Below are 22154 nucleotides of genomic sequence, written 5' to 3'. Positions count from 1 at the left end.
GTCCCGCCCCCGGGGGTGTCACCCCGGGGGCGAGCCGGCTCACAGCCGTTTCGCGCTGCGCAGCGTCTTGGCGTAGTAGCCGTTGCCGTCGAGACGGGACACGCCGCCGATGTCGCCGATGGTGGGCCCGTTGACCTCCTCACGGCTGGAGACGAAGATCAGGTGCCCCTCGGTGTCGTGGCCCAGGACCATGCCGACGTGGTCCAGCCGTTCCTTGGTGCGGGCGTCGAGCTTGAAGAAGACGAGGTCTCCCGGCTGCAGTTGGTCGATGGCCGTGGGCCGGTCCTTCGCCGAGACCCCGGTCAGCGGCAGGACGTCCACGCCCTGCTCGGAGCGGGCCATGCCGTTGGCGGTGCGCGGCAGGCCGTCGCCGGACTTGTCGGAGGACATCAGCGGATGGCGTGCGCGGTAGCCGAGCACCATCCTGATGTAGCCGGAGCAGTCCAGGGACCGGGCGCGCGCGGCCTCCGGGGTGCCGACCTTGCCGTCCCGGAAGGGGTACGGGATGCCCAGGTAGTCGTAGAAGTCGGACTCCTCCAGGCGCAGGTCGCCGCCTTCGCCTCCGTCCGGGTTCAGCGGGCCGAAGTCGGCGTCCCCCGCGTACACGAGGCCCTGGTCGTCCTTCTTCTCCTTCGCGCCCGCCACGTACTGGAAGGCAAAGGCGAAGAGGTCGTCCTCCTCGCTGCCGGCGTACTCCTCGTACCACTCCTCGAACCACTTCTCCTTCTCCGCGCCCTTGGACCAGGGCTCGGGCATGAGCCGCACCCAGTCGGTGGTGGAGACCGTGGACGCCGTGGAGGCCGGCTCCTCGAAGGTCCGGGCGGGGCCGGTCAGCGTCGCCGTACGCGCGCCGTCTGTCAGGACCGCCATCACCTGTCCGTCGGCGCTGCGCAGCACACTGCGGGCAGGGCTCTTCAGCCGGGACCACTCGGCGTCGGTCGTGTCCGGGGACTCGCCGCCCTCTCCGCGCGTGCCCTTGAGCACTCCGACGTTGCGCACCTCGGTGACGCCCTGCTCCTCCTGCTTGCGCAGTTCCAGGGTGAGGAACCCAGAGCCGGCGACGAGCCCCAGGAGGACGAGGCCCGAGAGGAGCGGTCGCGTTTTCTTCTTTCCGGTCATGGTTCTGGCTCGATTCTCAGACGGCGGGCATGACGCCGAGCAAGAGGCCGGCGGCGAGGACGATGTAGGCCATGAGGGAGACGGAGGCCGTGGCCAGGAGGGTGGGGCCCTTGGGCTGGCGGACCAGCTGGTAGGCGATCAGGCCGGGGACGATGAAGCCGAGGGTCTGGTTGCCGTACATCAGCGGGAACTCCAGCGAGAGCACGATCATCACGGTGCCCTGCAGCAGGACCCCGAGGAGGACCACGGCGGCGAACAGCCTCTTGCCGTAGAGGATCACCAGTCGCTGCATGAGCTTGGTGCCCGCGTAGGTCAGGGCGGTGACGCCCACGACCATGGCCGCTCGCTGAAGGTCCTCGATGAGGGTGAGGGCGAGCCAGCCCGGGGTGATCATCCCGCCCGGGGAGAGGTTGGTGGTGAGGTAGCACACCAGGGAGAAGAGCAGGCCCAGGGCGATGCCCAGGGCGGCCATCTCGGGTGTCAGGGCGGCGGTGGTCAAGGAAGGCTCCGGGCGCGTGTGCGGGTGATGGGAGGACGGTGGGCGGGGGCGGGTCGCCGGCTGGTCAGGAGTACGGAGGCTTCCGCTGGTCCGGGTCGGCGGGCCGGTGGTCCCAGCCCTGTGTCCGCTCGTCCGGGTCGGCCGGCCGGTGGTCCCAGCCCTGTGTCCGCTCGTCCGGGTCGGCCGGCCGGTGGCCCCAGCCGTGCGTCTCCGCGGTGCCGGGCTCGTCGTGCCGGTCCCCGACGCCGTGCTGGTACGGGGCCGCGTACGGCCCGGGGTGCTCGGTGGCGCTCTGGGCGGGGATGCGCACCAGCGGGATCTCCTGCGTCTGGGACGCCTGGTACCGCTCCTCGTAGGCCGCGGGGTACGGCGCGTAGGGGTCCAGGTGGATCGGCTGGGCGACGGCTGCCGGCACCGCGTCCTGCCCGGTCTCCGGGGTGCTCTCGTCCGCCGGGAGCTCCGCGAGGTACTCCAGCAGCTCCTCGCCCTGGCCGTGGATGTTGCCGATGGCCACGAGCGAGGACCCGTCGGGCATCCGTCCGAGCATGGCGGGCATGAACTCCTCGGCCGAACGGCGCTCGCCGCCCAGGTCGACCGCCCGGTCCTGCCACTCGGCGGGGATGGCGTCGATGGCGCTCTTGGAGGGGTTCCCGATGACGAAGACGTGGTCGGGCCGCAGGTCGGGGATGATCTCGCCCATCTGGCCGTTGCGCTCGACGCGGTCGGGGCGGCAGTTGATCACCACGTTCAGCGGGCGGCTGATGGCCCCCAGGTCGAGCAACTGGTTGACGTTCATCAGCGTCGACTCCGGGTCGTTCGCCGCGAAGACGTTGGCGAACGCCAGCCGCCCGCCCTCGGGCGACACATAGCGTTCCACGGAGAGGACGCCCGGGTCCGGGGGTGCGTCGTACATGCCCTGGAGGGCCACCTGGCGTTCGACGCCGCAGAGTTCCGCGACGACCAGGGCGATCGCGACGTTCTCCTTGAAGGTGAACCAGCTGAATCCGCGGAGCTCGGCGTCGGTGACCGTGTCCGGGTCGGCGTAGACGAGCCGGCAGTCCCGGGCGCGCGCCTCCTCCTCCAGAATGTGGAAGCGTTCCTTCTCGGCGGTGACGCAGATGCCGCCCTCGGGCATCGAACGGCACAGCGAGCGGGCCACGTCGTCGAGCGTGGGGCCCATCTCGGCCAGGTGGTCCTCACGGACGTTGCACAGGACGCCGATCGTGGAACGGATCAGCTTGCTCTGGTTCACCTCCTGGAGAGCCGGCATGACGGCCATGCACTCGATGACCAGGGCGTGCGGCCGGTAGGTCGCGGCCCGGCGCACGATGCCGATCTGCTCCACCACGTTGGCGATGCCGAACTTGCGGTAGACCGGCTCCTCCGTGGCGTCGGGGTGGATGAAGCGCGCGGCGGTCCCCGTCGTCTTCGCGACGGTGACGAGGTCGCCGCCGCGCAGCGCTCCCGCGCACAGCCGGGTGATGGAGGACTTGCCCCGGATGCCGTTGACGAGGACCCGGCTGGGTATCGAGTGCAGCGCCGCGTAGTGCCGGCGCTGTTCCACGATGCCGGCGATCAGCAGGACCACCCCGCCGGTCAACAGGACGAAGTAGAGGTAGAGCATGCCGTCACCTTCTTCCGACGCCGGAGGGGGGCTCCGCGAGCCGGCGGGTCTGGTTCAGTCTGTGGGCCTGTGCCTGCTGGCGCAGGAGTTCGAGGCTGCGGACGACCGCGCCCACCTCGTCCTGGTAGCGGGGGTAGAGCACGGTCTTGAGGTCGCCGTCGGCGAGCTTCTCCGCGCCGGCGGCGATCGCCCGCAACGGCCGGACGACCACCAGGTAGATCCAGCCGAGGCAGAGGATGACCGCGGCGAACCCGAGCATCCCCGCCAGGATGCTGCGGTCCTCCCTCTCGTAGGCGGCGATCTCGAACCGCTGGGCGTCCTGCCAGCTGACGACGGTCCAGCCGATGTCGGCGGTGACTCCGCCGCCGGAGAACGGGGCCGCCGCGGCGACGGTGACGCCCTTCCCCTCGCGGAGGAACAGCGCGTTCTCGACGGGCCCCGCACCGACCTGCACGTTGCCGGCCCGCACGAGGTCGGTCAGTGCGCGGCGGGGCAGCTTCTCGAACGCCAGGAAGCCGTCGCTGGCGGCGATGGTCTCGGCGGCGGAGTCCACCACGCGGACCTCGCCGAGGCCCGGCCGGTTCAGCAGGGAGTTGAGGAACTCCACGCGGATCTCGCCGACCAGCGTGCTGCCCTTCTGCCCGGCCACCGGGGCCGCGGCCTGGATCACCGGCTGCTTGCCGCCCTTGCCGGTCACGCGCACCGGCACCGGCTCCTCCTCAGCGCTCCAGGCGTGGGGGTCCGCCCCCGCACGCGCGCCGACCTCGCCGTTCTCACCGACGACGTACAGGGCCTGGTAGCGGGTGTGCTGGGTGAGGACCGCCTTCAGCGCCTTCTCGGCGCCGGCGGTGTCCTCGGCTCCGATCAGCTGGGAGGTGGAGACGAGGTCGGCCTGCGCCTCGTTGAGCGCCCTGCGCAGCCGGTCGGCGATCAGGTCGGTCCGCTCGCGCTGGTCGTTGACCATGGTGCTCGGCACGCTGACCGATCCGTCGGTGCGGTTGAGCAGCAGCCCCACCGGTACGCACCAGAGCAGCAGGACGACGGCCGTGAGCACGAGTGGCCCGCGTCCGCCGATCAGGATCTTTCTGCGGGCCGGTGGCGACGCGTCCTGGGCGCCGCCGTCCTCGTCGTCGCGCAACTGGCGGCGCAGCCGCTCCAGGGCCTGGCCGATGCGAGCGGGCTCGCCCCATCGGGGCACCGACACCGGGCGGGTCAGATCGCCTCTGGCCAGGCGGCGCGACTCCAGGAACAGCCGCAGCACGGGCCGCTGGAGGGCCGTCCACAGCACGACCACGGCGAGGAGGCCGAGCAGGATCAGGACGCCGGCGGCCGCCAGCCCGAACAGCTCGCGCTCTCCCTCCGTCGCTTCCTGCATCACCACGGGCAGCATCGCCACGACCGTCAGCCCCAGACCGGCGGCCACGCTCTTCTTCTCCTCCGGGTCCGACGAGGAGAGCGAGGCGTACCCGGCGGTGGTCACCCGGCCGTTGTACTCGCCGCCGACGAGGGTGCCGCTGACACCGGGATAGCCCCGCGCGCCGGGCTCCTTGGCGCGTACGGGGTGCTGCTCGGTCCGCACGGAGGCCTGCTCGGACAGCCGGCTCATCTGCTTGTGCAGGAAGGCGAGTTCCTTGCGCTCCTGGTCGGAGTTGAGCGCCGCGGCCCGCTCGAAGCCGGCCGTGCCGAGGATCTCGCCGCCCTGCGCCACGACGGCCATGCTGCGGAACGGGCCGAGGTTGAGGGCGGGGACGGACAGTCCGCTCGACGCGATCAGTATCTGCTGCGGCCGGTCCTGCCAGTCCAGGAGGGCCATCGTCATCAGGCGTACGTCGCCGGTCTCCAGCCGCACCATGCGCGGTGTCAGAGCTTGGTCACCGGACAGGACGCTCTTGTCCAGCCACGAGAGCGGGATCGTTTCCCCACGTGCGGCGAGAACCTCTCCGCTCTCCAGATCCAGCACCGTCGTGCCGGTCCACTTCTGGTAGGCCTGGCTCAGGTCCGCGAGAATCCTCTCCGGCTCCACCGGGTCGCCGGAGCTCAGGGCCGTGGCCGTGCGCTCCAGGTCGGTGACCCGTTCGTCGATCGAGGCGCGCAGGGCGATGGCCCCGTCCTCCGCGAAGTACTGCTGGGAGGACAGCACGGCCTGGGACACGACCGTGTTCTTGCCGGGGCCGAGCACCTTGGCCGTCAGCCCCGCCAGGGCGAGGATCAGCACGCACAGGATCGCGATCGGCGGACGGATGCCGCCGAGCAGCGGCATGTCCGCGCGCCTGCGGCTCCGTCGCCGCCCTCCTCGCACGGAGTACGGGGCGTTACTCGATGTCACTGGTGATCTTCCTGATTCCTGCGGGTGCGGTACGCGAGGGACCCGCGTCCGGCGCGGCGCCGGGGCGCCGGGGCGGTGAGGGTCGCGAGGGAGCGGTGCGGTGGCTCATGGCTTCAGGGAGAGCTCTGCCAGTCCGTCGCCGCCGGGGGCCCCTCGGTTGAACAGGAAGCCACGCGTGCGGTCGGCGGCGAGACGATAGCGGGCGAGACGCTCCTCGGACAGGTCGCCGGGGTTGTCGAGCACCTGGCCGACGTCCACCAGCCGGTGGTCCTCGACGGCGCCTTCGGGGAGCTTCTCGCCGCGTTCGGCCTCGGGGGGGATGTCCATCAACGTGGTGCGGTACTTGGCCGCCACGTCCCAGCCGGTGGTGGTCTCCCGGAACTCGAACCAGCCGATCGCGCCCTCCTCCGTGAGCCCCGTGGGCGAGGAGTGCCGAGCCAGCTGATTGCCCAGGCTGTAGGCGATCCAGGTGCCGTTGAGCTTCTGGATCGGCTGCACCACGTGCGCCTGATGTCCGATCACCAGGTTGATCCCGGTCTCCCGGGTGAGGCGCTCGGCGAGCTGGAGTTGGGCCACGCTGGGCTCGTTGTAGTGCTCCAGGCCCCAGCGGACCGAGAGGATCACCACTTCGGCGCCCTGCTTCCGGGCCTGTGCCTCGTCCTTCTTGACCGCTTCCATGTCGATCCGGTCGAGCGCCCAGCTCTGCTTCTCGTTCGTCGGGGTGGGAGACTCTTCCGCGTAGGACAGGTGCGCCACCTTGACGCCCTTGACGTCGCGGATGTCGATCTCCTCCGCCTCCTTCCGGGTGCGCGCCGACCCGCTGTGGCCGAGCTCCAGCTCGTCCATGGCGTCCAGGGTGCGCCGCACGCCTTTCAACCCGTGGCCCAACGTCTGGTTCGAGGCGGTGGAGCAGGTGTCGTAGCCCACGTCCTTCAGAGCCGTGAGGGTCTGGGGCGGCACCAGGAAGTCCGGGTATCCCTGGAAGGGGCCTCTGGGCTTGCCGACGGGGGTTTCCATGTGACAGATGGCCAGGTCGGCCTTGCTGATGACCGGCTTCACGGCGGTCAGCATCGGGCCGAAGTCCAGTCCGGCCTCCCCCTCGCCCGACTCCTTCGCGTCGCGGGCCGCCTGCTCCACCAGCTCGGGGTGGACGAGGACGTCTCCGGCAGCCGCGACGGTGAACGAGCGACCGCCCGGCTTGCTCTGCGACTCCGGGGGGCTCGCGGAGCAGCCGGCGGCGAGGGCCACACAGACCGCGACTCCCCCGAGCGCACGACCCATGCGGATAGAATCACAAAATGTCACTAGCCGATCTTCACATGCGCCGTAAGATCGACTACCGTCCTGCGGTCACGGGATCATCACACTTTCTCCGTGCGCTGGCTCTCGTCGGCCTCGCGCTCGCGCTGCTGGGCTGCCAGTCGGCGCCGCGGGACGGCGCGGACGGGGAGCGTCCGGGGGGCCGCGAGCTGACGGACGTCGGCGCCCGGATCATGGCCTACGCCGAGCAGGCGAAGGAGCGCGACCGCTACAGACCGCCCAGAGCCGCCCAGCGCGAAAGCCTCGCCCGCGGTGTCGGCCACCTTCTGAAGGGCGACGCCGCGGAGGCCGAGCGGCTCCTCGACGACGTGGGCATGCGGGTGAACAGGCTCACGGACGTCGCCTCCGGCCGCCGGTACGACGAGGTGGCCGCCCGTGACCCGCGCGGCCGTGAGGCCCTGTGGGGTCGTCTCTACCTCAACGCCGACGCACGCGTCCGGTGGAACGTCCAGGTGCCCCACCCGGTGGCGGACCTGGACACAGCCCCCCTGGGGGCGCGGCTCCTGGAGGAGACGCCGGGTGGGGCGCTCGTCCTCGCCGGCACCCACCGCGACTCCGGCAAGGGCGACTCCGCCGACGTGGCGCACCGCACCGACAGCGCCTTCCACGTCATGGTCACAGAACTCCAGAAACGCGACATCCCGAGCGTGCAGCTGCACGGCTTCGCGCGGACCTCGGACCGCCCGTACGACGCCATCCTCTCCTCCGGGGCCGCTCGGACCGCACCGGAGGGGGCCGCCATGCTGGCCGACCTCATGGCAGCCCGCGACCTTCGGGTCTGCAGGGGCTGGTCCGACCGTTGCCCCCTCGAAGGGACGACCAACGTCCAGGGGAAAGCAGCGAAGCGCCACGAAACGGCCTTCCTCCACGTCGAACTCGCCCCGGCGGCCCGGGGCGACGGCAGCAAGGCCGCAGAGGCCCGCACGGCTCTCTCCCGAGTCCTGTCCCAGTGGTCCGACGGCTGAGCCGGCCTCCCCGTGCTCGGCGTCGTGGCCGCGGTCAGGTTCCGCCGGACGGAACCTGGCCCCTCGTCCTCCCCAGCCACGGGCCGAACTCGCTCTCCAGGACCAGCCGGCCGAGTTTGCGGTACTCCTGGAGCACCGCGGATACCACCTGGTCCATGCCCAGCGGCGCCCCGGACTCCGCCGCGAGGTAGGCGGCGGTGACCGCGCAGGCCCGGATCGACCCGCCGGCCAGTTCGAAGCGGCCCGCGCAGAACTCCAGGTCCAGGGAGGCGTCGCGCGGGATCTCCGCGCCCAGGCAGCGGTCCCACAGGGCCAGGCGCTGCCGGGCGTCGGGCATGGGGAACTCCGCGATCACGTCGAGCCGGCGGGTGAACGCCTCGTCGAGGTTGGCCCGCAGGTTGGTGGTCAGGACGGCGATCCCGTCGAAGGACTCCATACGCTGGAGGAGGTAGGCCGACTCCACGTTGGCGTGCTTGTCGTGCGCGTCCTTGACCTGGGAGCGCTTCCCGAAGATCGCGTCCGCCTCGTCGAACAGCAGGATGCCGTTGACGTCGGCCGCCTCGACGAAGATCCGCTCCAGGTTCTTCTCGGTCTCGCCGATGTACTTGTCCACCACGGTGGACAGGTCGACGACGTAGAGCTCCATGCCCAGTTCGGCGGCGATCACCTCGGCGGACATCGTCTTGCCGGTGCCCGACTCCCCGGCGAACAGGGCGATGACGCCCCGCCCCCGGCCGCCGCCCGGCCGCATCCGCCACTGCCCGAGCACCTGCTCTCGGTGGCGCGCGCGCAGGGCGAGTTCGGCCAGCTGGGTGCGGGTCGCCGGGGGCAGCACCAGGTCGTCCCAGCCGACGGCGGGCTCGATCCTGCGGGCCAGCCGTTCCAGTCCGGCGCCGTTCTGGGCGCGGACCGCCGCGCGCAGGTCCTCCGGGGTGACCGGCCGCCGTCCGAGGAGGGCCAGCCGGGACGCGACGGTCGCGGCCCTGCGCACCTGGTCGGAGTCGAGCCGGTAGGAGGCGGTGGCCTCGACGAGCCGGTCGTCCGCCTCCGCGTGGCCGGCTGGCAGCCCCACCGACCGTCCCGCCTCGCCCAGGGCGCGCCGCCACCGCCGCGCCGCGTCCCGCGGGGCGGGGGGCGTGACCGTGACGGCGACCGGGCTCTCCGCGGTCCACAGCGGGTCCCAGTTCTTCTTCCCGTACGCGATCAGGGGCGTGCCGTCGACGGCCGCGCACAGGCCGGCGAGCGTCCGCGCCCCCTCGGGGCGTTCGGGGGCGAGGACTTCGAGCGGCCCGAGGACGACACCGCCGCCGCTGAGGCGGGCCTCGGTCGCCAGGACCCGTACGAGCACGGAGGGGTCGGGGGCGGCGGCGAGCGCGGTGACGTCGGCCACCAGCGGGCGCCGCCCGGCGGTGAGCAGTGCCTCGACCGCCAGGCCGCGCGGGTCGCCGCCCCGGTCGAGCAGGTGCACCAGTCCGCTGCCCGTGTCCAGGGCCGACGCGATCCGCCGCGCCTCCGGCCGCTCGTCCGCTTCCGCCCGCGCCGCCGTCCGCACGAGCCCGGTCAGCCGCCCGTCGATCGCGTCGTCGCCGAGCAGGTGGGCGGTGATCCGGTCCGGCACCCGCAGGGTCCGGGAGAGCAACGGCCGCTCGGGCTCCGCGATCTCCAGCAGCCCGCCCGCGACGAGCGGGGCCGACGGCGAGAACCGGAAACGGCCGGGCCCCGCCGCGGGCAGCCCGCAGAGTTCGAGGGCCAGGCCGATGGTGGGGCGGCGGCGGGTGAGGTCGTCGTTGAGATAGCCGTACAGGCGCTCGAACCGGCTGTCGAGGTCCGGGACCAGCGCGACCAGCAGGAGGTCGACGTCCGGCGGCGCGAGGGAGAAGGTCTCGGCCAGCCGTCCGAGCCGGCCGGCGGCGTCGGGGGCCGGCTCCGGACCGTACGCCGGTACGGGGGCGAACGCGTCGCGGGACGCGAGGATGCGCTCGGCCGCCTCCGGGGTGAGGTACTGCCCCCGGTAGGGGTCGTCCGGTGTCGGGTCGGCGGCCCTGCGCGCGGCGACGGCCGCCCTGACCCGCTGTTCGACGCGGACCAGCCGCTCCCAGAGGTCCTCGATGCCCGCCGGGCAGGCGCCGGGGAGGGGCGTGGCGGGGAGAGGTGCGTGGGGCGCGTCCCCCAAGGGGCTCTCCGGTGTGCGGGTGCTCTGTTCCATCGTTCCCGTGCTCGGTGCGGCGGTCATCGGGCCGCGCTCCCCCGTCTGCGCCGACCGGGCGGCAGCTGTCGGTCCCTGGGCGCGGCGAAGCCCTGCGTGCCGGGGTCCGCCGCCCCGTCGTAGCGCAGGCGGCGGCCGGGGCCGCCGTCGTCGCCGTCCAGGTGCGGTGCGGCCTTCATCACGAGGCCCTCGGTCACCGGCGGGCCCGCGGTGGTCCGTTCGCCGGCCAGCGGGGCGACGACGCGCAGGTCGATCCCGGCCTTCAACTCGCCGCCGAGGGCCGACCAGACGTCCGACGACGACGGTCCGCCGACGCCCGGTCCGGCCGCCTCCATCTCCACGGTCAGCCCGAGTTCGGCGAGGCTGCCGGTGTACAGCCGGGCGGGCAGCACGTCCGAGCGGACCAGCGCCCTCAACACCTCGGAGAGCAGCCGGTGTTCGTCCTGGGGCCGGTTGGTCCAGGCGGTCACCAGATAGGTCAGTTCGAACCAGCGCGGCGGGGTCCGCCAGCCGGTGACGACGCCGTGGTCGTCGTGTTCCTCGGCCGTGCCGGTGCGGCGGCGGGCGGCGTCCTCGCGGATGCCGTGCAGGAAGACGCTGATGGTCGGGGCGTTGCGGCGGGCGGACCACTCCGTCGTCGGGGCGTCGAAGACCAGGTCGACGCCGCTGTCCTCCAGCCCGGCCTCCACCAGCAGCAGCCGCAGCGCCTCGTCGATCTCGTGGATCATCGGCGGATCACCTCGTCGGGCGGCACGACGGTGCCGAGGACCACGAGGAAGGGCGTGGTGACCGGGGAGAACCCGGGGCCCTTCGCGGTGATCGTGCGCGGCCCGGTCCGGTCCTTGGCCAGGATCAGCAACTGGGCGATGAACGTGCCGTCCCCGCCGGGCACGGCCGGCGGTGCGGCGGCCGTGATCCCGGGGTTCCAGGAGAGGGCGACGGGCGCCCCGGGCGGGAAGTCCTTGCCGCGCACGGAGGTGACGAAACCCGGTTTGCCGACGGCGGGCACCGAGACGATGCGGGGCTGGAGGATGCGCAGGGTGGTGCGCGAGACGTTGTCAGCCCGGTCGGCGTCGGTGCCCGTGGTGGTCAGCCTCGCCGTGACGCCGGCCCGCAGGGCCCGGTCGGGCGACAGGACGACGCGCAGGACCGTGGACGCGCCGGGCCCCAGGTCGGGCAGCGCGCACACACCGGCGGCGCAGCCCGGCGGGAGCGGCCCCGCCGGGATGCGCGCGGGCAGCCCGAGTCGCAGTCGCAGGCCGGTGGCCAGGGCGTTCCTGCCGTTGCGGACGGTGTAGGTGACCACGACCTTGCCGCCGACGTGGCCGGGGGCGGGTTGGGCCCGCACGACGACGCCCGGACCGGCCTGGGGCGCGGGGGGCAGGGGCGCGGGCGGCCGTTGTGCGGGGGGCCGGGCCGCGGGCGGGCGCGGGGACGGCGGCGGGGGCGGCGCGGGCGCGGTGGTCGGCGGTGCCGGGGTGGGCGTCGGCGCGGTCGGGGTGGGGCTCGGAGTCGGCGTGGGGGTGGGGGTCGGCGTGGGGGTGGGGGGCGGCGGCACGTCCCGTACGGGGAGGGTCGTCGCGGTGGCGTTGTCCGTGGGGTCGGGGTCGAGCACGGCCCCGGTGACCGACCAGCCGATGGGCTGGTCGCCGCGCGTCACGCCGGTCAGTCGGACGGTGACGGCGACCGAGTCGCCGGGCGGGACGATGCCGAGGTCGCACTGGGGCGTGCCGGCGGCGCAGGCGCCGGCCTCGGTGGTCAGCTCCTCCAGCCGTACGCCGGGCGGGGCGTCGACGGTGAGGGTGGTGCCGGGCGACGGCGAGGGGCCCCGGTTGACGACGGTGACCGTGACCTGGGTGGAGGAGCCCACCTCCACCGCGGGCCCGGTGGGCGGCGCGGTCACCTCCAGGTCGACCGACTGCTGGTAGCTGGGCTCCTTCTGACGCCCCTCGTGGCCGTTGTCGAAGGGGGTCAGCTCGCCGGAGGCGATGTCGAGCACGGAGAGCCGCTCCATGGAGTTCGCGGCCGACTCCCGGCGCGAGGTCAGGACGAGCCGGCTGCCGTCGGGGGACCAGGCCACGTCGCGGGGCTGGAAGGGGCCGGTCCGGCTGGAGTCGGGGATCTCCTTCTCGCATCCGTCGGGGTCGTCCCGCTGGACGGATGGCAGCACGACCCGGCAACCGCCGCCGCGCAGGGGCTTGATGAGGACTCCGGCGCGTGCGGTGACCCGGTTGCCCCGGTCCTTGCGGTTGAAGGCGACCTTCGTCCCGTCCGGGGAGAACGCGGGGCTGTCGTCGATCACTTCGCACGCCCCGGGGCAGATGGTGGCGCTGAGGTCGCGCTGCTGGTCGAGGGCGTCCGCCCGCACGGTCCATACGTGCTTGACGACGCCTCCGCCGGGGAGAGCGTGGTCGCGGGTGAAGGCGAGGGTGGCGCCGTCGGACGACCAGGCCGGCTGCCCGTCCCGCCCGGTCAGTTCGCCCTCCGGCGGGACGATCTCGCCGATGATCCGTCCGGAGGCGATGTCGGCGAGGAGGACGCGGCTGGGCCCGGCGTCCTGGCCGACCCCGCCGGGCGAGGTCCGGGTGAACGCCAGCTTGGCGCCGTCGGGCGAGAACGTGGGGTCGCTGTCCCAGTCCCGGGGGCCGCGCCCGTCGAGCGGGAGCTCCGCCGCGTCGCTGCCGTCGGCGTCGACCATCCAGATCCGTTCGATACGCCCGGCGTCGGAGTCCTCGAAGCGCGTCACGACGATGCGCCGGCCGTCCGGCGTGTAGTTCTGCCGTTCGTTCCACGGGTCGTACCCGGGCCGCGGGTTGAACAGCCGGTTCTGGTCGGGGTCGGGGTTCGTGCGGGCTTCCGGGTCCTCCTTCAGGATGGTGAGTCCGAGGTCACGGGGGTCGGAGCCGTCCTGGCGCACGTCCTGGAGCGTCACGATGTCGTCGGCCGACGCGGTGATCCGGGCGACGACGACGGTCCCGGAGGCGGCGGGGCCGAGCCAGGTGGGGGACTGGACCGCGCGGTCCTCGCTGAGCTGCTGGTCCGGTGGGGTGTCGGCGAAGGCGGTGGCCCGGTAGACGTTGTCGAACTCGTTGCAGCCGCAGGTGTGGTCGGGGCTGAGGAAGACCAGGTCCTTCCCGTCGGGCAGCCAGTCGGCCGAGCGGCTGCCCCAGTCCGCGTGGGCGCCGGTCAGAAGCGGCCGGTCGGTCCCGAGGCCCTCGGTGGCCCTCAGCCGGGGGCCGGTGGCGGCGTCGGTGGTGAGCGTGTAGGCGACGAGGCTCCGGTGGTCGTCGTCGTCGACCGGGTTCCACACGGGTTCGGTCGCGTCACCCGCCGGGCCGTCGCTGATCCGGGTCTGACGGCCGCCTGCCAGGGCCCGCTCGTAGATCTGCCATCCGCGTACGGGGTCGCCGTCGTGGGCGTACGCGATCCGCGAGCCGTCCGGGGAGAAGGTCGGGTGGGCCTCGTCGGCCGGGGTGTCGGTCAGCCGCCGCAGGTTCGCACCGTCGACGCCGACCGTCCACAGGTCGCGCTGGACCGTGCCGCCCGGCCGGCGCTCGGCCGAGTCGAACACCACGGACCGTCCGTCCGGGGAGAGTTCGGGGTGTGCGGCGTCCCGGTCGGCAGTGAGTCTGCGGACCGCGCCGGACGCGTCACGCACGTACACCTGGGGCCGAGCGCTGTCCCGCAGGCTGGTGAAGACGAGGACGTCGCCGCGTGCGGAGGGGTCCTCGTCGAAGTGGGCGGGGCCGGGCCGGAACAGCGGTCGGCTGGGCTGCTCCCTGTCCACGGCCTGCCCCAGGCTGCGGTGTTCGGTGCCGGCGAAGGCGATGCGCCCGGCCTGGGCCGGGTCTGCATCCGCCGCCGCGGCGACGAGCCGCGGCGCCCCCTGCGGGGCCGCGGCGGACCCGGCCACGAGCAGGGGCGCCAACAGCACCGCCGCTGTGGCGAGTCGGCCCAGCCGGGAATGCCTTGCCGGGCCAGCAGTGCAGGTCACGGCCCACCTCACAGTCTGTCGATGACTCTCCACCGGCCAGCATCACCCCCGCGCGGGGGGCCAGGACAGGCCGCGAGTACCCGGGGCGGGGGAAGCGACCGCTGCCCTTTGCGGCGGTCTCCCCGGCGTGGCGGGCCGGGGGCCGCCCGGCCCGGCCCCGCACGGGGCGGCGCCCGCGGCCGGCTGCTCTTCCCCGCCCGGAGCAGGGCCGGTGCGCCCGGCCGGCTCCCGTGCGAGGGCCCTTCCCACACCGCTCCCGGGCCCCGGAGCGGTGTGGGGTCAGATCAGCCCGTGCCGCATGGCGTAGCCCACCGCATGGGCGCGGTTGCGCAGTTCGAGGCGGGTCGCCACCTCGTGCAGGACGTTCTTGACGGTCCGCTCCGAGTACGACGTCTTCTGGGCGATCTCCGCGGTGTCGTAGCCCTCCGACACCAGCCGGATCATCTCCGCCTCCCGGGCCGTGAGGGTGGAGAGCGTGAGCCCGCGGGGGTCCAGAACCGTGCGCTGGAGCGAACTGACGTGGTCGAGGAGCTTGCCGAGCAGGTCGCCCGGCAGGACGCCCTCCCCCTTCGCCATCGCCTTCACCAGGTGGACGAGCCGGTCCTGGTCGGCCTCCCCGCGCCGGAGCACGGCGGCGACCCCGCACTCGATCATGGTCTGGAGCGCGCCCGACTCGAAGAACCCGACGACGAGTCCGGTCCGGGTCGAGGTGTTGCGCTGGAGGCGGTGCAGGAGCTGCACGGTGGGGTCGTCCACCATGTCCACCACGACCAGGGAGACGTCCGCCCGGTCGGCCTCTGCCTCGGAGAGCAGTTCTATCTCGGGGCGCACCCGCAGTTGGTGGATCATGCCGGTCTGAAGGATCAGGTCCTCCGCGTACACCGCCACGGAGACCCTGCCCCCGGGGCCGCTCGTCGGAGCGGCCGCCGCGCGCCGTCCCGACGCGTCGGGCCTGCGGTACTGCGCGCGCCCGGCCGCGCTGTTCTTCGTTCCTGTGGTCGTCGTCATCGTTTCGTGCCCGTCTTCCCTGAAGTGCTTGCGCCCGGTCTGTCTGGTCCCGCTCTCACCACGTCCGGCCGCGGACAGGGGGCCCGGGCGCGCGGAGGGGGCGGGGGGACCGCGGGCCGATGTGCTCCCGGGGCACCACACGTGCCCGCTCGTTGCCCTCGCGACCCTGCTGCCGAGCGGGGGGCTGGGCCTACCGTCGCAGCGTGACCACATCTGCCGAACTCGAAAGCTCCGCGGTGACGGTGTCGCCGGGCGCTGCCGCGACGACCACCCTGACCGTGCGCAACGACGGCGACATCGTCGAGGCCTACACGCTGGAGGTGGTCGGCGACTGCGCCGCCTGGAGCACCGTCGAGCCGGCGCGTGTGTCGCTGTACCCGGGGACCTCCGAGACGGTGGTCCTCACGTTCGCCCCGGCCAGGTCGCACGAGGTCCGGGCGGGCGAGACCCCGCTGGCCGTGCGGGTCCTGCCCGCGGAGCGGCCCGAGTCGGTCGTGGTCCCCGAGGGCTCCGTGACCGTCGAGCCCTTCCACGAGCTGCGCACGGAGCTGGAGCCGCGCCGCCGCCGGGGCTGGCTGGGCGCCCGCTACCGGGTCGCCGTGCAGAACAAGGGGAACACCCCGGTCGACGTCGTCCTCGCCGGCCGGCAGGACGGGGAGGACCTGCGGCTGGCCTTCGCCCCGGAGAAGCACAGCCTGGAGCCCGGCGAGTCGGCGGAGACAGGGCTGCGGGTGCGCGCCCGGAAGCTGATCTGGTTCGGCGAGCCGGTCACCTGGCCGTTCGAGGTCGAGGCGGCCGAGGGCGGCGAAGAGGCGGTGAAGGACGAGCGGCCGGGCGGGCCCGAGCCGCTGCCGGGCGAGTTCGCTCAGCTCCCGGTGGCGCCCAGGTGGCTGCTGATCGTGCTGGCGGCACTGCTCGCCCTGCTGATCGCCTGGTTCGCGCTGGTCCGGCCGGCGGTGCGGAGCACCGCGAAGCAGGCGGTGACCGAGGCCGCCCAGGAGGAGGCCGCGCGCGGCGCGGAGCAGGGCGGGTCCACGCCGGGCGGTGCGGGCGACCCGGCCGGCGGCCAGGGCGGGGAAGCGGGACCGGGCGCGGGACCGGGCGGAACGGGCGGCGCCACCGCCGGCGTCAGTACGGGCGGCTCCGCCACGGGGGGCTCCGGCGGCGGCACAGGCGCCGGAGGCGGCCAGCAGACCTCCGAGACCATCGACGTGCAGACCGGCCCCGGGGCGGAGAAGCAGGGGACCTACCAGGTGCCGGCCGGGAAGGTGTTCGGCGTCACCGACATCGTGGTGGCGAACTTCCAGGGCGACGAGGGAGTCCTGACGATTTCCTTCGGGGAACGCAAGATCACCACCATCGCCTTGGAGACCTTCCGCAACCAGGACTATCACTGGGTCACCCCCATTCAGATTCCGGAGAACGCCACCGTCACCGCGTCGGTCACCTGCGCGAAGCCGGGCACTCCGGCGACCGGCACACAGGCTTCCGGGTGCCACCAGGTGCTCAATGTCAGCGGTGTGCTGAGCGACCTCCCGCGGCAATGACAGCAGTAGCGGGTGGCGCTCCGCTTCCCCTGCCGGTGAGACAACAGCAGAAAACCACCTGGGGGGAAACCCGGCGTGCCGACGGATGGCGGATTCGTCGCCCCGTGCGCACCAAGAGACCGCCTCACTTCGGTCCCCCTCGGCGCTGACAGCACGGGGAAGAGTATCCGCTTTCTGTGTCACCGGAGGCGAAGAGCCCTGATCAGCGGGGCTTCTGACGCTCTGACGGCTCTTCGGCGATGCCCGTTCGGAACGGTCGGCCGCCCGTTTTCGCCGGCATCAATCGGCTGAATCACCCCCCTTTCTCGGCGCATTCTGGCCGAATGACGTCAGTCCGCAGCGGCCTGTCGGGCACCCCGGACGAAATCGAGCCGTGCGGGGTTCACCGCGAAAAAGAGATACCGAACACACCGGCTCCCCGGGCGCACGCCCGAAATCGCGGCGACGCCCTCGACCGCAGCCGGTCAGAGATGTACGCCCGTAACGCTTTTTTCACCTTTCCTTCACCCTGGCCCCTTGTATACGAGAGGCGCTCTCCGCGAATAGGGCCGGTGTCGTCGGCGGGGCCGCCGGGGGCAGCCCCCTCGGCCGCCCGGGTGCCTGGAAAGGCAGTGTCATTGCCCCGCGTCCAGGACTCTGGGGCCTACTTTCCGGCCGCCGTGCCGGTCGAGACTGGGCGGTGATCGAGTGACCGTCCAGAAGGAGCGAGCATGCCGTCGTACCTCACCCCCGGTGTATACGTGGAGGAGGTGCAGTCCGGAGCACGGCCCATCGAGGGAGTCGGCACCGCGGTCGCAGCCTTCGTCGGCTTCGCCGAGTCCGGCCCCTTCCACCAGCCGACGCTGGTGACCAACTGGGACCAGTACGTCCAGGCGTTCGGCAGCTTCACCGCGGACACCTATCTGACGCACGCCGTCTACGGCTACTTCGCCAACGGCGGCGGCGCGGCCTACATCGTGCGCATCGGCGGCCCCGCCCAGGGCGCGTCACCGGCCGCGGCCCAGGAAGCCGCGGTCCCGGCTCCCGCGCCCGTCGCGCTCGGCGGCTTCCTGGTCTCCGCCAGGCCCGGCACGAGCGCCGACCTCTCCGTGGAGATCGCCGAGGCCGAGGGCGAGAACCCCCCGGAGGACCGGTTCCGGCTGCTGGTACGCCAGGCGGGCAAGGTCGTGGAGACCTACGACGTCTCCACCCGCAAGAACGTCAAGGGCTATCTGGTCGCCCAGACCCGCGACTCCAAGCTCATCCAGGTGTCCGAGCAGCCCGGCACGGCCCAGAGCCGCCCCGAGAAGCAGACCGTCGCCCTCGCGCCGGCCGCGGCGGCGGCCCCCGGCTCCGGCGTGGCCCGGCTCGACCCCGCCGAGTACGTGGGAGACGCCTCCGCGCGCACCGGGTTCGCGGGCCTCGAATCGATCGACGAGATCACCATGGTCGCCGTCCCCGACCTGATGAGCGCCCACCAGCGCGGCGACATCGACGCCGAAGGCGTCAAGACCGTACAGCTGGCGGTCATCGCGCACTGCGAGCAGATGGGCGACCGGGTCGCCGTCCTGGACACGCCGCCCGGCATGAACGCCCAGCGGGTGCGCGCCTGGCGCAACGACGACGCCGGTTACGACTCGCGCTACGCCACGCTCTACTACCCCTGGGTGAAGGTCTTCGACCCGGCGAGCGGCCGCAACGAGCTGGTGCCGCCGAGCGGTCACGTCGCCGGAGTCTGGGCGCGCAGCGACGGCGAGCGCGGCGTGCACAAGGCCCCCGCCAACGAGGTCATCCGCGGTGCGGTGGACCTGGAGATCCGGCTCAGCAAGGGCGAGCAGGACCTCCTCAACCCGATCGGCGTCAACTGCGTGCGCGCCTTCCCCGGGCGCGGCATCCGTATCTGGGGCGCGCGCACCCTCTCGTCCGACCCGGCCTGGCGCTACCTCAACGTGCGCCGCCTCTTCAACTACCTGGAGGAGTCCATCCTCCTGGGCACCCAGTGGGTGGTGTTCGAGCCGAACGACGACCGCCTCTGGTCGAGCATCCGGCGCAACGTCACCGCCTTCCTGACCGAGGAGTGGCGCCGGGGCGCGCTGTTCGGCCGCACCGCGGAGGAGGCGTTCTACGTGCGGTGCGACCGGAGCAACAACCCGCAGGAGTCGATCGACCTGGGTCAGGTCGTCTGCGAGATCGGGGTCGCCCCGGTGAAGCCCGCGGAGTTCGTGGTCTTCCGTCTCGCGCAGTTCTCCGACAGCACCAGCCTCATCAACGAGTGACCACCCCGGTCCTCCCCCACCAGCGGAACAGGTGACACACAGTCATGGCAGAGGGCGACGCTCTTTCCACCCACATCTTCGGCGTGCAGCTCGGCGGCTATCTCGTGGAGTCGATCCAGGAGATCAGCGGCATGACCGTCGAGGAAGAAGTCGTCGAGGTCCGTCAGGTGACCGCAGAGGGCAAGCAGATCATCCGCAAGCAGCCCGGCGCACGCCAGGCGGGCGAGGTGACGATCACCCGCGGCCTCGACAAGAGCAGCGAGTTCACCACCTGGATCAAGGAGACGCTCAACAACGGCGCGGTCGACACGGCGCGCCAGAACCTCACGATCGAGATCAAGGACTCGACCGGTGAGACCGTCCGGCGCATCCAGCTGATGCAGGGCTGGGCCAGCAAGTGGGAGGGTCCCTCCCTGAAGGCCGGCGAGTCCAGCGCCGCGACCGAGACCGTGACCATCACCTTCGAGGAGATCGTGGTCGAATGAGGCGCAGGACCGTTACGTCGGGCGGGCTCGACGAAGTCCTCGACAGCCTCGCCGCGGCGCCCGCCCCGCGCGAGGAGGCCTCGTCCCCCGCGCCGGCCGCCGCCCGTTCCCCGGAACGGGAGACGCTGCAGACGGAGTTCGCCTTCGAGCTCCCGCGTGGCTACGTCGACGACGAGGGCCACGTCCACCGGCGGGGCTCGATGCGGCTGGCGACGGCGCGGGACGAGCTGCGTCCGCAGATCGACCTGCGGGTGAAGGAGAACCCGGCGTACCTGTCCGTGGTGCTGCTGAGCCAGGTGATCACCCGGCTCGGCGACATCACCGACGTGCACGCCGGTGTCGTCGAGCGGATGTACGCGACCGACGTGGCGTTCCTCCAGGACTTCTACCGCCGGATCAACAGCGAGGGCCACACGCACGCCGCGGTGACCTGCCCGCTGTGCCACGGCTCGTTCGAGGTGGACCTCTCGGGTGGGCGCCTGGGGGAATCGTGACGTACGCGCTTCCCCGGCTGCGGGAGGAGATCGCGTACGTCGCCTACCACTTCCATTGGCAGCGTGAGGACATTCTCGACCTCACCCACGGCGAACGTCAGCAGTGGGTGCGGGAGATAGCGCGGATCAACACCCGCGTCAACGAAGGCGGGTGATCGTGTGGGGTTCGGGGAGTGGTTCCGCCGGGCGGACCGGCAGGCGCCCGGCGCGCCCCCGCGGGGCGGCGACGTCGACGCGGCCGGGCCCGCCGCCCCTGCGACAGCCGCGCCCGCTTCCGCCGGGCCCGGCGGCTCCCCGGCCGCGGGCCCCGGCGCGGACGGCGGCTGGGACGGCGGCTGGCGGCGGGTCGCCCCGCCGTCGGTGACTGTCGCCCGGTCCTCCATCGGGGTGAGCGACGGGCTGCGGTTCCGGTCCCGGCTCGCCTCGTGGCAGAACCCCGCCCTCGGCGGCGAACTGGGCCACGCCGTCCTGCCGTCCGCCCCGGTGGGCCTCATCCACGGGGTCGCCAGGCCGGGCGGCGCGCGGACCACGTCGCCCGGCGGGCCGCTGCTGCTGCGCGCGGTCCGGCCGCCGGACGGCGACGCTGCGGAGCCCCCGGCGGACCTGCCGCCCGTGTCGCCGAGCAGGACGGCCGGGAAAGGGGCCGCGAAGGGGGGCGGGGGAAAGCCGTCGGCCCAGCCGGTCCAGCGGTCGGCCCGCTCGGCGACCGGCCCGGCGGCGTCCTCGCGTCCGGCGGCCCCGACTCCCTCCGGCCCCACCCGCCGGGCCGCGCCCTCGGCGGCGTCAGGTCCGGCAGCCCCGTCCACACCCGCCCGCCCGGCCGCGCCCGGCGCGCCCGCCTCCGGTTCCGGTGCGGCGGGGGCCTCCCGGCCGGCCAGGGCTCCCGGACCTGCCGGGGCTCCCCCTTCGGCCGGCTCTGCTTCCGCCGGCCCGGCCCCGGCGACGGTCACCGAGGCGCCCGCTCCGCACCCCGGCGCACCCTCCCCCGGTCCCCGGGCCCGGCCCGCCGCCGTACGTCCGCGACGGACCGCCCCACCGCTGATCGTCGCCCGGCGGCCCGCGATGGCGCTGCGGCAGATCGCCGGGATTCCGCCCGCGACGCCCCCCGCTCCGAGCGCCCCCGACACGACCGCCGTACAGCGCGAGGCGGCCGACCGCCCGGCCGGGACCGGCCGGCCGGCTCCCGGCCCCTCCGGCGGCGTCGCCCCGCCGCCCGGCCCCGCCTCCGGCCAGGCCGCCGCCGAGACCGTGCGCCCCGCCCTGGGCGCGCCCCTGCGCCGACTGCCCGCCGGAGCCGTGCCGTACGGCGTCGGCGACCGGCCGTCCGGTGTCGCGCCGTCCAGCCCCGGAACGGCGCCGCCGACGGCCGGGATGCCGGTGCTCCAGCCCCGAACGGGGGGACCGGAGACGCCCGCGGCGGGCCCTGCGGCGCGGCAGCGGCCTTCGGCCTCTGACGCCCCGCCCCCGGCGCCCCACCAGCCCCCCGCGGTACAACGCGCCCCGGCGGCCGAGCCGGACCGGGCCCCGCGACCGGGCCCCGCCGAGCCCTCGGTCCCCCCGCACGCGCCGTCCGGCCCGCCGGACTCCCGGGCTCGTACGCGCGGCGGGATCGGCACGCCGCTGCCCTCGCTCCCGCCGACCGCCCGGCGCGGCCCCGGCGCGCCCCTGCTCGGGGACCGCCGGCCCGGCGGCGGCCCCCGGGACGCGGCCCCGGGCCGGGCTCCTGCCACGCCTCCCACCGCCGCACCCGCCACCCCGACGCCGCCGCACGGGGCGTCGTCCGCGATGCCGGTACGGGCGGCCGCCGGACCCACGGCGCCCACGCCCGGACCCGTGGCCGTCCAACGCGCGGTGGCCGACGGCCCGGCCCCCACGGCAGCGGCCCCGGCCGCTCCCCCGCCGCCGGTGCCCGTCCGGCCGGTCCGCCGGGACCGGAAGACGGTGCGCCATCCCGGCCCCGGCGGTACGGCTTCGGAGCCGACACCGGTCCTCCAGCGGTCCCGCGGCCTGCTCGCGGGCCGGCCCCTGAGCGTGAACACCGGTTCCGCCGAGGGTTTCTCGGCCCCCCGGCCGGCGCCGGGCAGCCCCAGCCGTCCGGTGGTCGCCGCCACCTGGCGGCGGGGCGCCCAGGGCTCCGGCGTCGAAGCGCCCTCACCGGACCCGTCCGGCGACCAGCGGGCCGCCCAGCCTCCTCCCTCGACGCCCCCGGGCACGGCGGGCGGGCGCGCGCGGCCCCGTGGTCCCGCCGCCACGGCCGCGCCCCTGCCGCCAGGCCCGCGCGGCGGGCCCGGGGCGCCGGACGGCCCTGCGAC

At 73.8% G+C, this 22154-nt stretch carries 15 protein-coding genes and 1 pseudogene; 7 read left to right on the top strand and 9 right to left on the bottom strand.

The features are described from left to right. Positions 1 to 39: 39 nt before the first annotated feature. The 5 genes from V9U70_RS28815 to V9U70_RS28795 all read right to left on the bottom strand — a co-directional run bounded on the left by V9U70_RS28815 (position 40) and on the right by V9U70_RS28795 (position 6849). A complete protein-coding gene (locus V9U70_RS28815) occupies positions 40 to 1119 on the bottom strand; it encodes a C40 family peptidase (protein WP_336679992.1) in 1080 nt (359 codons plus the stop codon). Positions 1120 to 1135: 16 nt separating this feature from the next. After that, positions 1136 to 1618, bottom strand: a complete 483-nt coding sequence (locus tag V9U70_RS28810) for a poly-gamma-glutamate biosynthesis protein PgsC/CapC (RefSeq protein WP_336679990.1) — start codon at positions 1616 to 1618, stop codon at positions 1136 to 1138. Positions 1619 to 1682: 64 nt separating this feature from the next. Then, positions 1683 to 3242, bottom strand: a complete 1560-nt coding sequence (gene pgsB, locus V9U70_RS28805) for a poly-gamma-glutamate synthase PgsB (protein ID WP_336679988.1) — start codon at positions 3240 to 3242, stop codon at positions 1683 to 1685. Positions 3243 to 3246: 4 nt separating this feature from the next. Continuing rightward, positions 3247 to 5502, bottom strand: a complete 2256-nt coding sequence (locus V9U70_RS28800; RefSeq protein WP_336679986.1) for a HAMP domain-containing protein — start codon at positions 5500 to 5502, stop codon at positions 3247 to 3249. 171 nt (positions 5503 to 5673) lie between these two features. Continuing rightward, positions 5674 to 6849 (bottom strand): CapA family protein, encoded by a 1176-nt coding sequence (locus V9U70_RS28795; protein ID WP_336679984.1) that lies wholly within the window; start codon positions 6847 to 6849, stop codon positions 5674 to 5676. 38 nt (positions 6850 to 6887) lie between these two features. Here V9U70_RS28795 and V9U70_RS28790 point away from each other — a divergent pair, with 38 nt between their 5' ends. Next, the gene (locus V9U70_RS28790; RefSeq protein WP_336679983.1) at positions 6888 to 7853 is read left to right on the top strand and encodes a hypothetical protein; all 966 of its coding nucleotides are present in this window, start codon (positions 6888 to 6890) and stop codon (positions 7851 to 7853) included. 34 nt (positions 7854 to 7887) lie between these two features. On the opposite strand, the gene V9U70_RS28785 is transcribed toward V9U70_RS28790, so the two are convergent. The 4 genes from V9U70_RS28785 to V9U70_RS28770 all read right to left on the bottom strand — a co-directional run bounded on the left by V9U70_RS28785 (position 7888) and on the right by V9U70_RS28770 (position 15061). Next, positions 7888 to 10086, bottom strand: coding sequence for an ATP-binding protein (locus tag V9U70_RS28785; RefSeq protein WP_336679981.1), 2199 nt, complete (start codon positions 10084 to 10086; stop codon positions 7888 to 7890). Next, positions 10083 to 10787 (bottom strand): Pvc16 family protein, encoded by a 705-nt coding sequence (locus tag V9U70_RS28780; RefSeq protein WP_336679980.1) that lies wholly within the window; start codon positions 10785 to 10787, stop codon positions 10083 to 10085. The genes V9U70_RS28785 and V9U70_RS28780 overlap by 4 nt, the downstream gene beginning before the upstream one ends. Next, a complete protein-coding gene (locus tag V9U70_RS28775) occupies positions 10784 to 14053 on the bottom strand; it encodes a hypothetical protein (RefSeq protein ID WP_336679978.1) in 3270 nt (1089 codons plus the stop codon). The genes V9U70_RS28780 and V9U70_RS28775 overlap by 4 nt, the downstream gene beginning before the upstream one ends. A gap of 279 nt (positions 14054 to 14332) precedes the next feature. After that, on the bottom strand, positions 14333 to 15061 hold the full coding sequence (locus V9U70_RS28770; protein WP_336679976.1) for a helix-turn-helix transcriptional regulator: 729 nt from the start codon (positions 15059 to 15061) through the stop codon (positions 14333 to 14335). Between the two features lie 236 nt (positions 15062 to 15297). On the opposite strand from V9U70_RS28770, the gene V9U70_RS28765 reads away from it, so the two are divergent. The 6 genes and pseudogenes from V9U70_RS28765 to V9U70_RS28740 all read left to right on the top strand — a co-directional run. Next, positions 15298 to 16608, top strand: a complete 1311-nt coding sequence (locus V9U70_RS28765; RefSeq protein WP_336680139.1) for a COG1470 family protein — start codon at positions 15298 to 15300, stop codon at positions 16606 to 16608. 710 nt (positions 16609 to 17318) lie between these two features. After that, positions 17319 to 18863 (top strand): phage tail sheath family protein, encoded by a 1545-nt coding sequence (locus V9U70_RS28760; protein ID WP_336679974.1) that lies wholly within the window; start codon positions 17319 to 17321, stop codon positions 18861 to 18863. 44 nt (positions 18864 to 18907) lie between these two features. Further along, positions 18908 to 19348 carry a phage tail protein gene (locus tag V9U70_RS28755; RefSeq protein ID WP_030809749.1) on the top strand — a complete coding sequence of 147 codons (441 nt, stop codon included), beginning with the start codon at positions 18908 to 18910 and terminating at the stop codon, positions 19346 to 19348. Then, positions 19345 to 19842 carry a hypothetical protein gene (locus V9U70_RS28750; RefSeq protein ID WP_336679970.1) on the top strand — a complete coding sequence of 166 codons (498 nt, stop codon included), beginning with the start codon at positions 19345 to 19347 and terminating at the stop codon, positions 19840 to 19842. Before V9U70_RS28755 ends, V9U70_RS28750 begins: the two co-directional genes overlap by 4 nt. Continuing rightward, complete coding sequence (locus V9U70_RS28745; protein ID WP_003966147.1) at positions 19839 to 19997, top strand: DUF6760 family protein; 159 nt, start codon at positions 19839 to 19841, stop codon at positions 19995 to 19997. The genes V9U70_RS28750 and V9U70_RS28745 overlap by 4 nt, the downstream gene beginning before the upstream one ends. A 4-nt stretch (positions 19998 to 20001) precedes the next feature. Beyond that, a pseudogene (locus V9U70_RS28740) lies at positions 20002 to 22154 on the top strand (hypothetical protein); the annotation flags it as partial.

It is taken from the genome of Streptomyces pratensis (assembly GCF_037137275.1).
Lineage (GTDB): Bacteria > Actinomycetota > Actinomycetes > Streptomycetales > Streptomycetaceae > Streptomyces > Streptomyces pratensis_B.
This window is presented reverse-complemented; position numbering and strand designations above follow the sequence as displayed.

What these genes read in the sequence shown, in the direction of transcription:
- V9U70_RS28760 (WP_336679974.1), top strand. Translation starts at nt 17,319, where the DNA reads ATGCCGTCGTACCTCACCCCCGGTGTATACGTGGAGGAGGTGCAGTCC.
- pgsB (WP_336679988.1), bottom strand. Translation starts at nt 3,242, where the DNA reads ATGCTCTACCTCTACTTCGTCCTGTTGACCGGCGGGGTGGTCCTGCTG.
- V9U70_RS28790 (WP_336679983.1), top strand. Translation starts at nt 6,888, where the DNA reads ATGCGCCGTAAGATCGACTACCGTCCTGCGGTCACGGGATCATCACAC.
- V9U70_RS28795 (WP_336679984.1), bottom strand. Translation starts at nt 6,849, where the DNA reads ATGGGTCGTGCGCTCGGGGGAGTCGCGGTCTGTGTGGCCCTCGCCGCC.
- V9U70_RS28770 (WP_336679976.1), bottom strand. Translation starts at nt 15,061, where the DNA reads ATGACGACGACCACAGGAACGAAGAACAGCGCGGCCGGGCGCGCGCAG.
- V9U70_RS28785 (WP_336679981.1), bottom strand. Translation starts at nt 10,086, where the DNA reads ATGACCGCCGCACCGAGCACGGGAACGATGGAACAGAGCACCCGCACA.
- V9U70_RS28780 (WP_336679980.1), bottom strand. Translation starts at nt 10,787, where the DNA reads ATGATCCACGAGATCGACGAGGCGCTGCGGCTGCTGCTGGTGGAGGCC.
- V9U70_RS28800 (WP_336679986.1), bottom strand. Translation starts at nt 5,502, where the DNA reads ATGCCGCTGCTCGGCGGCATCCGTCCGCCGATCGCGATCCTGTGCGTG.
- V9U70_RS28815 (WP_336679992.1), bottom strand. Translation starts at nt 1,119, where the DNA reads ATGACCGGAAAGAAGAAAACGCGACCGCTCCTCTCGGGCCTCGTCCTC.
- V9U70_RS28750 (WP_336679970.1), top strand. Translation starts at nt 19,345, where the DNA reads ATGAGGCGCAGGACCGTTACGTCGGGCGGGCTCGACGAAGTCCTCGAC.
- V9U70_RS28755 (WP_030809749.1), top strand. Translation starts at nt 18,908, where the DNA reads ATGGCAGAGGGCGACGCTCTTTCCACCCACATCTTCGGCGTGCAGCTC.